General features: G+C 62.5%; 10 protein-coding genes. 1 reads left to right on the forward strand and 9 read right to left on the reverse strand.

Going from position 1 to position 13,891, the window contains the following annotated elements; genetic code table 11:
- Positions 1 to 7: 7 nt before the first annotated feature.
- From AAAX75_RS08335 to AAAX75_RS08365, 7 genes are all read right to left on the reverse strand, one after another.
- Complete coding sequence (locus AAAX75_RS08335) at positions 8 to 1,051, reverse strand: DHH family phosphoesterase (RefSeq protein ID WP_349091845.1); 1,044 nt, start codon at positions 1,049 to 1,051, stop codon at positions 8 to 10.
- The gene (rbfA, locus tag AAAX75_RS08340; protein WP_006234038.1) at positions 1,044 to 1,454 is read right to left on the reverse strand and encodes a 30S ribosome-binding factor RbfA; all 411 of its coding nucleotides are present in this window, start codon (positions 1,452 to 1,454) and stop codon (positions 1,044 to 1,046) included. Before rbfA ends, AAAX75_RS08335 begins: the two co-directional genes overlap by 8 nt.
- Before the next feature lie 11 nt (positions 1,455 to 1,465).
- The gene (infB, locus tag AAAX75_RS08345; RefSeq protein WP_349091846.1) at positions 1,466 to 4,180 is read right to left on the reverse strand and encodes a translation initiation factor IF-2; all 2,715 of its coding nucleotides are present in this window, start codon (positions 4,178 to 4,180) and stop codon (positions 1,466 to 1,468) included.
- Positions 4,181 to 4,271: 91 nt separating this feature from the next.
- Positions 4,272 to 5,519, reverse strand: a complete 1,248-nt coding sequence (nusA, locus tag AAAX75_RS08350) for a transcription termination factor NusA (RefSeq protein WP_195503196.1) — start codon at positions 5,517 to 5,519, stop codon at positions 4,272 to 4,274.
- A 1-nt stretch (position 5,520) separates the two neighbouring features.
- Positions 5,521 to 6,015, reverse strand: coding sequence for a ribosome maturation factor RimP (gene rimP, locus AAAX75_RS08355; RefSeq protein ID WP_349091848.1), 495 nt, complete (start codon positions 6,013 to 6,015; stop codon positions 5,521 to 5,523).
- 258 nt (positions 6,016 to 6,273) lie between these two features.
- A complete protein-coding gene (gene leuS, locus AAAX75_RS08360) occupies positions 6,274 to 8,850 on the reverse strand; it encodes a leucine--tRNA ligase (RefSeq protein ID WP_349091849.1) in 2,577 nt (858 codons plus the stop codon).
- Positions 8,851 to 9,108: 258 nt separating this feature from the next.
- Positions 9,109 to 10,620, reverse strand: a complete 1,512-nt coding sequence (locus AAAX75_RS08365; protein WP_349091850.1) for an IMP dehydrogenase — start codon at positions 10,618 to 10,620, stop codon at positions 9,109 to 9,111.
- 193 nt (positions 10,621 to 10,813) lie between these two features.
- Here AAAX75_RS08365 and AAAX75_RS08370 point away from each other — a divergent pair, with 193 nt between their 5' ends.
- On the forward strand, positions 10,814 to 11,158 hold the full coding sequence (locus AAAX75_RS08370) for a LysR family transcriptional regulator (protein WP_349091852.1): 345 nt from the start codon (positions 10,814 to 10,816) through the stop codon (positions 11,156 to 11,158).
- Positions 11,159 to 11,259: 101 nt separating this feature from the next.
- Here the strand turns inward: AAAX75_RS08370 and AAAX75_RS08375 are convergent, their stop codons facing one another.
- Together AAAX75_RS08375 and AAAX75_RS08380 are read right to left on the reverse strand one after the other, a co-directional pair.
- On the reverse strand, positions 11,260 to 12,252 hold the full coding sequence (locus tag AAAX75_RS08375) for a PLP-dependent transferase (RefSeq protein ID WP_349091854.1): 993 nt from the start codon (positions 12,250 to 12,252) through the stop codon (positions 11,260 to 11,262).
- Positions 12,253 to 12,347: 95 nt separating this feature from the next.
- The gene (locus AAAX75_RS08380; protein ID WP_349091855.1) at positions 12,348 to 13,889 is read right to left on the reverse strand and encodes a glycoside hydrolase family 32 protein; all 1,542 of its coding nucleotides are present in this window, start codon (positions 13,887 to 13,889) and stop codon (positions 12,348 to 12,350) included.
- Positions 13,890 to 13,891 lie beyond the last annotated feature (2 nt).

A 13,891-nucleotide genomic window follows, 5' to 3' on the forward strand; every position in this document is an offset into this window, starting at 1 on the left:
CAATAAGTTAGAGCTCGACGGTCACCGAAGCGGGATCCTCCCCCACCAGCTCGGCCAGCATGGGAAGTGCCACGGCGAGCGTCTCGCGAATTGTTCCGTTGTTGGAAAAGCCGGCGGCGGCATGATGCCCGCCACCGCCAAAGTTGGCAGCAATCTCGGACACATCGAGGTCGCTCTTGGAGCGCAGGTTGCCACGCACCTTGGTATCGCCCTCAATGCCCTTTAAGAACATGCAAACCTCGACGCCCATCACTGAACGCACCACATCGACCAGGCCGTCGCACTCGTCCGAGGTGACACCGCAGGCCTCAAGGTCGCTCTGGTAGGCATAGCTATACGCCACGCGCCCATGCGCGACCGTCTTAATGCGACCCATGACAATGGACTTGAGGTGCAAAAACTCAACGCGCATGCTCTGGTAGACCTCGAGCGCAACGCGCGCCGGATCGGCACCGTGGGCAACCAGTCGCGAGGCCGCATGGAACGCGGCGGCATCGGCGTTTTGGTACTGAAAACGGCCGGTATCGGTAACCAAGCCACACAGCAGGCAGGTCGCAACGCCATCACGTGCGACAATGCCGCAATTGTCCAAGAAACGGTCGATGATCATGGCGCAGGCCGCGGCATCGACGCGCCTCAGGCTCAGCTCGGCAAACTCCTCGCGCGCCGGATGATGATCGAAGCACACCACATGCTTGGAGCGACGAAGCACCTCGGCGGAATTATTGAGGCGCTCGACGACCGGTACGTCCACCGAGATGAACAGGTCCGGATTGCCGGCGTACGCAGATGCCGGCACCAGGCGATCGGAGCCTTCCATAAAGCGGTAGATGCGAGGAACCGGGTCATCGTCTGCCAGCAGCAGCGCAATGTCCTTGTTGGGGAAAAACTTCATGAGCGAAAGGCCCAGACCCAATACGGAGCCCAAGGCATCGCCATCGGGAGAAGTATGTCCCGAAATCGCAATGGAGGACGCACCCTCGATGAGCTCGAGGATGCGTCGCTGAATATCTGCAGACTCGCACGAGGCGAGGTCGGCGGAATTAGTCATCTAAAGCTGCCTCCTGGGCGGCATCCGCTATCGGATAGCCGTCCTCGTCCTTTTCGATCGCAAGCGTGGCGGGAACGTTTTCCAGCGCACGCGTGATGCGCTCGGCCTCATCGGTCGAGCGATCGATGCGAAAATCGAGCTCGGGCGTGACACGCCAATCGAGCGAGCGAGCCAACAGGCTGCGAATACGGCCCTTAGCGCTAGCGAGCGCCTCCATGACCTCGTCGTAGCGGCTCGCATCGCACGACACGTACACACGCGCGAACGAACGGTCCACCGCGACCTCGACCGCGGTCAAAGTAACCAGGTCGAGACGCGGATCGGAAACCTCAAAGAGCAGGATATAACCGAGCTTCTCGCGAAGCTGCTCGCCCAGACGGCGGGTTGCCTGCGTTTGCTTCATAGCGCTACCCCCTACTCGGTACGGGCAACCTGGTCGATGCGGTAACCCTCGATCTGGTCGCCGGGCTTGATGTCCTGGAAGTTCTCCAGGCCAATGCCGCCCTCGGAACCGCTCTTGAGGCTCTTGGCCTCGTCCTTGTAGTGGCGCATCGAGGCGATCTTGCCGTTGAAGACCACGATACCGTCGCGCACCAGACGCACGGAATCGGTCGCGGCGATCTCGCCCTCCTCGACGCGGACACCGGCGGCGATACCGACTTTGGGCACCTTGAAGGTGTCCAGGACGGTCGCGGTACCCGTGGCGACCTCGACCTCGGTGGGCTTGAGCATGCCGATACGGGCGGCGTCGAGCTCCTCGAGGCACTTGTAGATAACGTCGTAGCAACGGATCTCGACGCCCTCGCGCTCGGCAGCGGAGCGGGCCTTACCGTCGGGACGGACGCCAAAGCCGATGATGATGGCGTTGGAGGCGTCGGCCAGGACGACGTCGGTCTCGTTGATGGCGCCAACGGCGGAGTGGATCGTGTTGATGCGAACCTCGGACTGATCCATCTTGTCGAGCGAGTCCTGAAGGGCCTCGATGGAACCCTGGACGTCTGCCTTGATGATCAGGTTGAGCTCCTTGACCTCGGCGTCGGCAATAGTCTCGAAGAGGTTCTCGAGCGTGACGTGCTTGACGCGGCTCTGCTCCTCGATACGGGCCTTGAGCGAACGCTCGTCGGCCAGGGCACGAGCCTCGCGCTCGTCCTCGAACACGCGGAACTCGTCACCGGCGTTGGGCACGGACTGCAGGCCCAGGATCTCGACGGCGTCGGAGGGACCAGCCTCGGTGACGGCGCGACCTTTGGGGTCGAGCATGGCGCGGACGCGACCGTAGGTAAGGCCGGCGACCAGCGTATCGCCCACGTGCAGGGTACCGCGGGTCACGAGCACGGTAGCGACCGAGCCGCGGCCCTTGTCGAGCTTGGCCTCAAGGACGTTGCCGGAGGCAAAGGTGTCCGGGTTGGCCTTGAGCTCGAGCACGTCGGCCTGGAGCAGCACGGTCTCCAGAAGGTCGTCGATACCGATCTTCTGCTTGGCCGAGATGTTGACGAACATGTTCTGTCCGCCCCACTCCTCGGGGATGACGCCGTACTCGGTGAGCTCCTGACGCACACGGTCGGGGTTGGCGCCCGGCTTATCGATCTTGTTGACGGCAACGACGATGGGTACGCCGGCAGCCTTGGCGTGGTTAATCGACTCGACCGTCTGGGGCATGACGCCGTCGTCGGCGGCGACGATCAGGATGACGATGTCGGTCACCTTGGCGCCACGGGCACGCATAGCCGTAAAGGTGGCGTGACCCGGGGTATCGATAAAGGTGATCTTGCGGTCGTTGATCATGACCTGCGAAGCGCCGATGGCCTGCGTAATGCCGCCCGCCTCGCCGGCAGCAACGCCGGTGTGACGGATGGCGTCGAGCAGCGACGTCTTGCCGTGGTCGACGTGGCCCATGACGGTGACGACCGGGGCGCGCGGCTTAAGGTCGGCGGGATCGTCGTAGAACGAGAAGGTGTTCTCCTCCTCGGGGGTGATGATCTTAATCTGACGGCCCAGGTCGTCGGCAACGAGCTCGACAAGGTCGTCGGACATGGACTGCGTCATCGTGAGCGGAGTACCCAGCAGGAACAGGCGCTTGATGATGTCGTTGGCCGGAACGTCGAGCGCCTCGGCAAGCTCCTGGACGGTAACGCCCTGGGAGACCTTGATGGCGTCGAGGTCCTCGGGGTTCACGCCCTGGGCCAGCGCCTCCTCTATCTTGCGCTCCTCCTGAGCCTTGGCAGCCTCGCGCTCGCGCTTCTCCTTGCGCTTCTTGCGGCGACCGGTGGACTCGCGAGAGGCCTCCTCGACGGCGGCACGAGCCTCCTCGAGCACCTTCTCGCGGCTGTACTCCTCGGCCTCGCGAGCCATGCGGCTGTAGTGGTCCTCTTCGTTGTTGTGACCGCCCTTGCGCTTCTTGCCCTTGCCCTGCTTGTCGGGGTTGGGGAAGTCCATGCCGGCAGCGACGTTGTTGCTGGCGTTGGTGCGATGGCTGTGCGGACGGCTCTCGGAGGCGTTGCGCTCGGAGTTGTTGTCGGAAGCGTTGCGATCGTTACGACGGCCACCGCGGCGGTCGTTGTTGCCGCCACGACGGTTACCGCGCTCGGCGGCGCGCTCGGCCTTGGCCTTGTCCTCGGCGTCCTTCTTCTCCTTGAGCACGGTCTCCTGTGCGGCGATCTGGTCGAGCAGCGAACGGAAACGCGAACCGGAGTCGGAAGCGGGAACGGCGCGGCGCTGGGCCTCGCGGGCAGCCTCCTCCTTCTCGCGGGCAAGGCGCTCCTGCTCGGCCTTCTTCTTGGCCTCGGCCTCGGCGCGGGCAGCCTCCTCGGCAGCCTGGGCGGCGGCGAACTGGCGGCGCTCCTCCTCGCGTGCCTTCTCGGCGGCGATGCGCTCGCGCTCTGCCTCGGCAGCGCGTGCTGCCTCCTCGGCGGCAGCGGCCTGCTCCTCGGCCAGCTTGGCGGCCTCGACTTCCTGGGCGCGGGCCTCGATCACCGAGGCGAGCTGCTTGCGGACCATGGCGACGTAAGCGTCCTCCAGGGCGGAGGAAGCGGACTTAGCGGGAATCTTCATTTCGGCGAGATGACCCATCAGTTCCTTGGAGGTCATGCCGAACTCTTTGGCCAGGGTGGACACACGGACTTTTGCCATATGACTTCACCTACCCTTTCTGGCACCTTGGGTGCCTAGAGACTGAACGAGCGTGGGGGATGCGCCGGGACCCGCCCGGCGCGACCGCGCGCTAGATCAGGTCCTCCGCATCATCGAAGGCGTCGGTGTCGTGGACACCGCAGAAACGGGAGCCGGGACGGGCCTGGTTGCGGCACTGGATGCCGTCCTCGGACACGTACTCGCAGCGACGGACGTCGTCGTCCTCCTCGTCACCGATCAGGTCGGCGGCGGGCTCCTCGTGAACGGGAACGTTCTTGAGGATGTCGGCGGCAAGGGTCTCGGACTTAATGTCGATGTGCCAGCCGGTCAGGCGCGCGGCGAGGCGGGCGTTCTGGCCCTCCTTGCCGATGGCAAGGGACAGCTGGTCGTCGGGCACGATGACGCCGGCATAGGCCTTCTCCTCGTCGATGAGAACGCGGGTGACCTTGGCGGGCGACAGGGCGTTGGCGACGTAGACGGCCGGATCGGCATCCCACAGGATGACGTCGACGCGCTCGCCACGGAGCTCGCCCACGACGGCGCGAACACGGCTGCCCTTGGGGCCGACGCAGGCGCCAACCGGATCCAGGCGATCGTCGAGCGAGTGGACGGCGACCTTGGAGCGCTGGCCGGGCTCGCGGGCGATCGACTTGATCTGGACGGTGCCCTCATAGATCTCGGGCACCTCCTGCTCAAACAGACGACGCATGAGCTCGGGGTGGGTACGGGAGATGACAATCGGCGGACGGCTGTGCTCGCCACGAACCGGCTGCAGGTTGGAGTTGGGGTCGCGAACGTCGATGATCACGGCCTTGATGTGCTGGTTGTGCAGGTAGCGCTCGCCCATCGGACGCTCGTTGCGCTCGTTCTCGTAACGGCGCTGGTCAAAGTGCGGAAGCTCGGCCTCGACGCCCTCGCGAATCTTGACGATCGTGAAGTCGGGAGTGGACTGCAGCACGGTGCCGCTGATGAGGTCACCGATGCGGCCGGAGAACTCCTCGTAGATCTGCTCGCGGGCGGAGTTGCGCACGATGGCGTTAATCTCGGCCTTGGCGTGCTGGGCGGCGATGCGGCTCGTGTTCTTGGGAGTGACGTCGATCTCCTCGAACTCGGTGAAGTTGCCCTCCTCGTCCATGGAATCGTCGATCGGCTCCAGACGGTAGACGTAGATCTTGCCGGTGGTGCGGTCGATGGTCACCTTGGCGCCCCACTCAAGATGCAGGATCTCGGCATAGCTCTTGGCGAGCGACTGCTCCAGGCGGTCGATCAGGTAGAGCTGGTCGATGTGCTTTTCCTGGCAAAGCTCCATCAGGGCGGACATCATGTCGGATGCTGCCATCTTACTTTCCTTCCTTCGCGGGCTTGAAGTCATAGGTGGGCTTCAACTTGCACTTTTTAACATCAGAGAAATCGAGGGTAACGGACTCGCCGTCCTCGAGCTCGAGGGTCACGTTCGTCTCGGTGGCGGCGGCAATCTTGCCGGCGTACTTGCGACGACCCTCGGTGGCGGTGGAGGTGAGCTCGCAGTTCTCGCCCACAAAGCGGGCAAAGTCACGCGGGCGGCGCAGCGGGCGCGCCATACCCGGGCTCGACACCTCGAGCGTATAGCTCGAAGAGATGGGGTCGAGCTCCTCAATCACATCGCCGACCCATTTGGTGTTGGCCGTGACGTCGTTGAGCGACAGGCTCTGACCCTCGGCACCCTCGATACGCACACGCACGCAGGGGGCCTTGGTGGCACCCACGAGCTCAACGTCGACGATGTCGATATCGTGCTGGGGAGCGACGGCCTCGAGCGCGTCGATGATCGCCTGCTCGGTCTTGGTCTTGACCATTGCGGCACCTCCATCCATACAAAAAAGAAGCGGGGCCGAAACCCCACTTCTTTCAATTACAACTTCATTTGCAAGCAAACTATACCAATAGCTGCGGAAACGTGCAAGCACAGTACGAATCTGCAGGTCAGCGTGCGCACAGCTTCTCCACAAGAATAGGACAATTGACCGCAGACATCAGGGCAGGTACATGAAAAACGAGGGACGACCCAATCGGATCGCCCCTCGTCTTTTATGCGTCAGTTAAGCGCGCAATGCTTACTTGACCACCAGGTTGACCAGCTTGCCGGGCACGCAGATGGCCTTGACGACCGTCTTGCCGTCGAGCCACTTGGCGACGGCGGTCTCGGCGGCAGCCTGCATTTCCTCGTTGGAGGCATCGCGGGCCACGTCGATGCGGCCACGGACCTTGCCGAGTACCTGGACGACGATCTGCACCGTGTCCTCGATGGACTCGGCCAGGTCGAACTCGGGCCAGGCGGCGGTGTAAGCGTTGCCCTCGCAGCCGAGCGCCTCGTGCCACAGCTCGTCGGCCCAGAACGGGCAGATGGGCGCCAGGACGCTCACGATGTCCTTGGCCACGCCGTAGCACAGGGCCTTGTCGCGGTCAGCACCCTCGGTGGCGTTGAGGTAGGCGCTCGCCGCGTTGACGAGCTCCATGACGGCCGAGATCGCGGTGTTAAACTGGCCGCGATCGAAGTCCTCGGTGCACTTGGCGATGGTGCGGTGACGCTCACGGTAGAGCTTCATCGCGGTCTCGCCGAGCACGGACTTGTCGAAGGCCACGTTGGCGTCACCCGACTGGACGAGCTGCCACACGATACGCCAGGCGCGCTTGATAAAGCGGTTGGCGCCCTCGACGGCCTTGGGATCCCAGTCGAAGTCCTTCTCGGGCGGGGCGATAAACAGGATCGCCAGACGCATGGTGTCGGCGCCGTAGGGCTCGATGACCGAGCTCGGGGGCACGACATTGCCCTTGGACTTGGACATGGTGTCACCGTTCTCGTCCTTAACCATGCCTTGGCACAGTAGGTTGGTGAAGGGCTCGTCCACGCTCAGCAGGCCCAGGTCGCGCAGGGCCTTGGTAAAGAAGCGACTGTAGAGCAGGTGCAGAATGGCATGCTCGATGCCACCGATGTAGTTATCGACGGGCATCCAACGGTCGGCGGCTTCCTTGGAGAAGGGCAGCTCGGTGTTGTGCGGGTCGGTATAGCGCAGGTAATACCAGCTGGAGCAGGTGAAGGTGTCCATGGTATCGGTCTCGCGCTTGGCCGGACGACCGCAGACCGGGCAGGTGGTCTCGTAGAACTCCTTGCACTCGGCGAGGGTCTCGCCTGCGCCCAGGTCCAGGTTCTCGGGCAGCGTCACCGGCAGCTGATCCTCGGGCACGGGCACGATGCCGCAGTGCTCGCAGTGGATGGCCGGGATGGGGTTGCCCCAATAGCGCTGACGGGAAATGAGCCAGTCGCGCAGACGGAACTCGACCTTGCGACGACCACAGCCCATGGCCTCGAGGTCGGCCACGATTGCAGCCTCGCCCTCGGAGTGCTTACCGCCGCGCATGCCGGTGTACTTGCCTGACTGGACGAGCGTGCCCTCGGCAGCGTGAGCGCAATCCCAGTCGACGGTCTCGGCATGGAAGGTATCGATGGTCTCGCCGCTGGCCTCGACGGCAGCGCGATCGTCATCGTCCAGGATGATCGGCACGATCGGCAGGTCGTACTTACGGGCAAACTCAAAGTCGCGCTGGTCGCCACAGGGAACGGCCATGACGGCGCCGGTGCCGTAGTCGGCAACGACATAATCGGCAACCCACACGGGGACCTTCTCGCCGTTGACGGGGTTTACCACATAGCGGCCTGTGAAGGCACCGTGCTTCTCGAGGGTGCCCTGGGCACGCTCGACGGCAGAGATATGCTTGGAGTCCTCAACGATCTTGGTGACGGCCTCCTCGTACTCCGTGCCCTCGACGAGCTCGTGCAGGCCGGCGTACTCGGGAGCCAGGACAAAGAAGGAGACGCCAAAAAGGGTATCGGCACGCGTAGTGAAGACGGTGATCTTGCCCTCATCGCCCTCAATGGGCTCGCCATCCTGGTCGCACAGGGTAAAGTCGACCTCGGCGCCCTCGGAGCGACCGATCCAGTTGGCCTGCATCTGCTTGACGCGCTCGGGCCAGCCGGGGAGCTTCTCCAGATCGTCGAGCAGCTCCTGAGAGTACTCGGTAATCTTGTAGTACCACTGCTCAAGGTCGCGCTTCTCGGGCTCGGTGCCGCAACGCCAGCACTTGCCCTCGGTCACCTGCTCGTTAGCCAGAACGGTCTTGCAGTTAGGGCACCAGTTGACCGGGTTCTTCTTGCGGTAGACCAGGCCCTTTTCCCACATCTTCTCAAAGATCCACTGACCCCAACGGTAGTAGTCGGGACTGCAGGTCTTGACCATGCGATCCAGATCGTAGGAGAAGCCCATACGCTTCATCGTGGCGAGCGCCTGGTCCATATTCTTATACGTCCAGGAGGCAGCCTGCGTATTGTGCTTAATAGCGGCGTTCTCGGCAGGCAGGCCAAAGGCGTCAAAGCCGATGGGGTGCAACACGTCGTAGCCGCGCATGCGGGCCTGACGGGCCATGGCATCGCCGATGGTATAGTTGCGCGCGTGGCCCATGTGCAGGTCGCCCGACGGATACGGGAACATCTCGAGCACATACTTTTTGGGCTTGCTGTCGTCGGTGTCGACGGCAAAGAGGTTGGAATCCTCCCAGGCCTTCATCCACTTGGACTCAATGGCCTGCGCGTCGTAGGCAGGGATCTCGTCCTTATGATCTGTGCAATCGCACATATCAGCTCCTTTTAACTTGATTGGGGCCGGTCGGCTAGGCTTTACTCGCTGCTGCGGACAGTCCTGCTCGCACGAAGGCCACATTAAGTGGCCTTCGGCTCGTGCGGAACTTGCAGCGAGCAAAGCCTAGCCGCCCGACCCTAGGGTTAACTTGGATGATTCTAGCAAATACAACAAGCGAGATGCCTGCGACTTGCGGGCATCTCGCTTTATCTAAATAACGTGGTTGAAACTCAACCTTTATGTGAGGCTCTTACCTTATCGATAAGATACGGACTGCTGAGAATCCTTCACGACTACATCGTGGGCGCCGCCTTCGACGATGGAGGTGGAGCTGACCAGGGTCAGACGTGCCTTTTCCTGGAGCTCGGGGATCGAGAGGGCGCCGCAGTTGCACATCGTTGACTTGACCTTGTAGAGCGTGCCGCCCACGCCGTCCTTGAGGGAACCGGCGTAGGGAACGTAGGAGTCGACGCCCTCGACGAAGCTGAGCTTCGCGGCGCCGCCCAGGTCGTAGCGCTGCCAGTTGCGAGCACGCGCAGAACCCTCGCCCCAATACTCCTTCATGTACTGACCGTTCACGTTGACGCGCTCGGTCGGGCTCTCGTCAAAGCGGGCGAAATAACGACCCAGCATCATAAAGTCGGCACCCATGGCAAGGGCGAGCGTCATGTGGTAGTCATAGACGATACCGCCGTCGGAGCACACGGGCACGTAGACGCCGGTCTCCTCGTAGTACTCGTCACGGGCGCGGCAGACGTCGATCAGCGCGGTGGCCTGGCCACGGCCGATACCCTTGGTCTCGCGGGTAATGCAGATGGAACCGCCGCCGATACCGACCTTGATGAAGTCGGCACCGCAGTCGGCCAGGAAGCGGAAACCCTCGGCGTCGACAACGTTACCGGCACCGACCTTGACGTCCTCGCCGTAGTTGGCGCGGATCCACTCGATGGTGCGCTTCTGCCACTCGCTGAAGCCCTCGGAGGAGTCGATGCACAGGACATCGGCGCCGGCCTCGATGAGCAACGGCACGCGCTCGGCATAGTCGCGGGTGTTGATACCGGCGCCGACCATGTAGCGCTTGTCGCCATCGAGCAGCTCGTTGGGGTTGGTCTTGTGGCTGTCGTAGTCCTTGCGGAAGACAATGCCCATGAGGTGATCGTTGTCGTCGACGATGGGCAGGGCGTTGAGCTTGTTGTCCCAGATGACGTCGTTGGCAACCTTGAGGCTGATGTTCTTGTCGCCCACGATGAGCTGCTCACGCGGGGTCATGAACTCGGAGACCTTCGTCTGGTGGTCATCGCGGCTGGGGCGATAGTCACGGCTTGTGACGATACCCAGGAGCTTGCCCTTGGGAGTGCCGTCGTCGGTAACCGGCATGGTGGAGTGGCCGGTCTTCTCCTTGAGCTCGATGACCTGCTCCATGGTCATGTCGGGGGTCAGCGTGGAATCGGACTGAACGAAGCCGGCCTTGTGATCCTTGACGGCCTTGACCATAGCGGCCTCGGACTCGGCGCTCTGGGAACCGTAAATGAAGGACAGGCCACCCTCGGTAGCGAGCGCGACGCCCATGTCGACGCCCGAGACGGACTGCATGATGGCGGAAACCATGGGGATGTTCAGGGTGATTGACGGCTTCTCACCGCGCTTAAAGCGGGTCAGCGGCGTCTTAAGAGAGACGTTGTTGGGGATGCACTGCGAGGACGAGTAACCAGGGACCAGCAGATACTCCGAAAACGTGTGGGACTCACCGGGAAAGAACGTAGCCATGTTTCTCCTTTTTCCATGCGACCGGTCGGCTGCAGGCCTCGTAGGACCCAACCCAACCTTGGGCGCCCAATACTGGGGAAGTATCTTAACGCACTTTGACTGCTACAATGCATGATTTAAGAAGAGCACACGAGGGTTTGACGCAGGCTTTGCGTTTGCCCAGCAAACACTTTAGCGGGGAGACGTGGAGCGTATGGAGTACAAGACGACGGCAAAGTTGGTCATTCAAGCGTGCGACAAGGATTTGCCGGGCGTGTTCGGCCACGGCTGCGTCTTGCTGCTGCAAGGTATCGCCCGCGAACACTCGCTCAACCGGGCCGCCAAAAGCATGGGCATGGCGTATTCCAAGGCCTGGCGCATCGTGAACGAGGCCGAAGGTCAGCTGGGCTGCAAACTCATCGAGCGCGACGGAGCCCGCGGATCCACCCTCACCCCCGCCGGCGAGCGAGCCATAGCGGTCTACGAGGAGCTGCAGGCCGACATCAACAACATCATTGCCACCAAAGCAAACGACCTCATCGCCAGCATAAAAGAATAGCCAATTTGGGACGGGGCTTTTTTAGCTACCCATCCAGCGCATTCTTGACTCATAGTCAAAAAATAACATTGGGTAGCTAAAAAAGCCCCGTCCCAAATTAGCTACTTGCGGAGGGCGTTGTCTAGGGTGGACGCTACGACCAGGGGGTTGTCGGTGCCGCTGAAGAGGCGGATGGTGCTCCCCTGCTTGCCGCGTGGGGCCGAAAGGCGCGTTGTTGCGCCGCCGGCGGGTGATGTGCGGAATTCGTCCGGCAGTATGCTGAAGAATTCGCCTGCGGTGCAGTCCATCAGGTCAAACTCTACTGCCGGGCCAAAACCGTGCTCCAGGATGCCGGTCGCGATGGCATGGTCGGGATGCGAGATCAGCCCGGGATAGCGCACGTTGCGCACCATCTCGTTGGCGGCCAGATAATCGGCCAGTGCACGAGCGCGATCGAAGTGAGCCTGCATACGAGCGTCGAGCGAGTCCAGCCCGCGCTCCAGTACGTCGGTCTCCTCGGTAGAAAGGTCGAGCGCCGACGCGCCGCACCCCTCAAGCAGGGCGTGCGCGCACTCGGCAGCAGCATCCACACGATGGCGCTTGAGCTGCGAGCGCGCGACCGAAACGGCAACGAGCTTGCGCGGAGCTTTGCCGGCGCACACGCGATCGAGTGCCTCGAGCGACAGCACAGCACCCAAGCGCAACGGATCGCACCCAAAGACACCAGCCACAGTATTATCCACCACGAGCAGCGCATGCGTCTCGCGAGCCGTGCGGCCCAAAGCGCGAAGGTCGGGCACACGCAGGCCAAACCCACCGATTGAGTTCACAAACCACCACAGGTGCGGCCCCTCGGCATCAAACGAAGCATCGAAGCCCTCAGACGCGGCAGCAAACGCATCAACGGACGGTGAGCCCACCAGCACAACATCGCAGCCATCAAAGCCGCGCGCAAACGCTTCAGCAAAGTCATCCGCAAAGACCACCAGGCGGTCACCGGGACGCACGATACCCAGCAGCGACAGAGCCGCCGGCACATGCGGGGCCGCAACAAGACGCGCCTCACGTGCGCTGGCCCTCAAAGTCCAAGCTTCTTCAATCTTCTGTACGCCCATACGGCACCGCCCCTTCAAAACAAAAACCCACGATGCGGATGTTTCCCGCATCGTGGGTAACGGCTGCAGTATAGCGCCGATATGCGACGAATCGCCTAGATGATGAGCGTATGATAGGTCACGCTCGCACCCGGGGCATCAACGGTCACGCCATAGGCCTCGGGATAGATGCGCGTCGAGAACACGAGTGCGCCATCGTTCACAAACACCTCGACCGACGAGACATCGCCGACAATGCGCACGTTACGAACCTCGTCGACGGGCTCCCAACGCACGGTGCGACCGCAGCCGGCAGAAGCGCGACCCTCATCGGTAAATCGCATCTCAAAGCGCGCGGACAGCTCGCCCTCGGCGGGCACAAACGCCAGCTTCAGCTCGCCATCAACGATTGCGGTAAATGCGCCGTCGACACCGTCGACAACAACGTCAAAGCAAGTGTCGCCGGCAACCTCCAACGAACCCTCCCCCACACGCACCGAGGCATAATGGTGCTCGATCTCGCGCACCGGCTGCTGCAGCACCACGCCGCCGGCACCGGCTGTAAGCTCACGCGGCACTGTCATGCAGTGCTGCCAGCCGCACGCCACGGTGGGCGCATTGTCATAGGTCGGCTCATCGGGCATGCCCATCCAGCCAATCAGAATGTGGCGACCATCCTCGGCCGTGAACTCCTGCGGAGCATAGAAGTCAAAGCCGGCGTCCCACAGGCGGAACTCGCCCAGCTCATAAGCGTCCTTGCCACCCGTAATGTTACCCGTAACGGGCATGTAGCCCGCTGCATACACATTGCCGCGGTCCCAACGGTCGCCCTCGAGCCCCTGGGGAGAGAAAGACAGAAACCTTGCCGGCACGCCGCCATCCGCCTCAAGCTCCAGATACCCCGGGCACTCCCACATAAAGCCAAAGCGCTCGGGGGTAGACACGCGGCTCTCGAGCTCCCAACTCAGCATATCGGCCGAGCCATACACCAGGATCTCGCCCACATCGCGCCCGGCACCCTCGCCGTGCATGGCGCAAAATCGACTATCGACATGCGGCCCATCCACGCGACGACGCGCGCCCAGCACCATGTGGTAACGCCCATTATCATCGCGCCACACCTTGGGATCGCGCACATGGCAGGTCAAATCCTCGGGATAATCCTCGGACGCCAGCACCACACGCTTTTGGCTGAACTCCCGACCGGCAAGGCCATCAACGCTCTCGACATAAACAGTATCGGCGCGGCGGCCGGTATTGACGTAGTCGTACGTGCCGTCTGCATCGGAGAGTTTAACGTTGCCTGTGTACAGTACGCGAATGCGGCCGTCCTCGGCAAGCGCGGAGCCCGAATACACGCCATGGCAATCGAACGGCTCGTCGGGCAGCAGCGGGGCGCCAACGTAGTCCCACGTCATAAGATCGCGGCTTGTGGCATGGCCCCACATCTTGACGCCACCCTCGACATCAAACGGCGCATACTGAAAATAGGCATGGAACACGCCGCCCGCTTGGCAAAGACCATTGGGGTCGTTGAGCCAGCCCGCCGGCGGCATAATATGGAAGCGCTGGCCATATGCGCCATGACCGCACTCAGAGGCGGCGGTGTCAACAGCGGCAACCAGCTTTGCAAGGTCGCGGCCAAGTGCATTAGACATAT

Origin of the sequence: Collinsella sp. CLA-ER-H7, from assembly GCF_040092345.1 — a bacterium.
GTDB lineage: Bacteria > Actinomycetota > Coriobacteriia > Coriobacteriales > Coriobacteriaceae > Collinsella.

What these genes read in the sequence shown, in the direction of transcription:
- AAAX75_RS08335 (WP_349091845.1), bottom strand. Translation starts at nt 1,051, where the DNA reads ATGACTAATTCCGCCGACCTCGCCTCGTGCGAGTCTGCAGATATTCAG.
- rbfA (WP_006234038.1), bottom strand. Translation starts at nt 1,454, where the DNA reads ATGAAGCAAACGCAGGCAACCCGCCGTCTGGGCGAGCAGCTTCGCGAG.
- infB (WP_349091846.1), bottom strand. Translation starts at nt 4,180, where the DNA reads ATGGCAAAAGTCCGTGTGTCCACCCTGGCCAAAGAGTTCGGCATGACC.
- nusA (WP_195503196.1), bottom strand. Translation starts at nt 5,519, where the DNA reads ATGGCAGCATCCGACATGATGTCCGCCCTGATGGAGCTTTGCCAGGAA.
- rimP (WP_349091848.1), bottom strand. Translation starts at nt 6,015, where the DNA reads ATGGTCAAGACCAAGACCGAGCAGGCGATCATCGACGCGCTCGAGGCC.
- leuS (WP_349091849.1), bottom strand. Translation starts at nt 8,850, where the DNA reads ATGTGCGATTGCACAGATCATAAGGACGAGATCCCTGCCTACGACGCG.
- AAAX75_RS08365 (WP_349091850.1), bottom strand. Translation starts at nt 10,620, where the DNA reads ATGGCTACGTTCTTTCCCGGTGAGTCCCACACGTTTTCGGAGTATCTG.
- AAAX75_RS08370 (WP_349091852.1), top strand. Translation starts at nt 10,814, where the DNA reads ATGGAGTACAAGACGACGGCAAAGTTGGTCATTCAAGCGTGCGACAAG.
- AAAX75_RS08375 (WP_349091854.1), bottom strand. Translation starts at nt 12,252, where the DNA reads ATGGGCGTACAGAAGATTGAAGAAGCTTGGACTTTGAGGGCCAGCGCA.
- AAAX75_RS08380 (WP_349091855.1), bottom strand. Translation starts at nt 13,889, where the DNA reads ATGTCTAATGCACTTGGCCGCGACCTTGCAAAGCTGGTTGCCGCTGTT.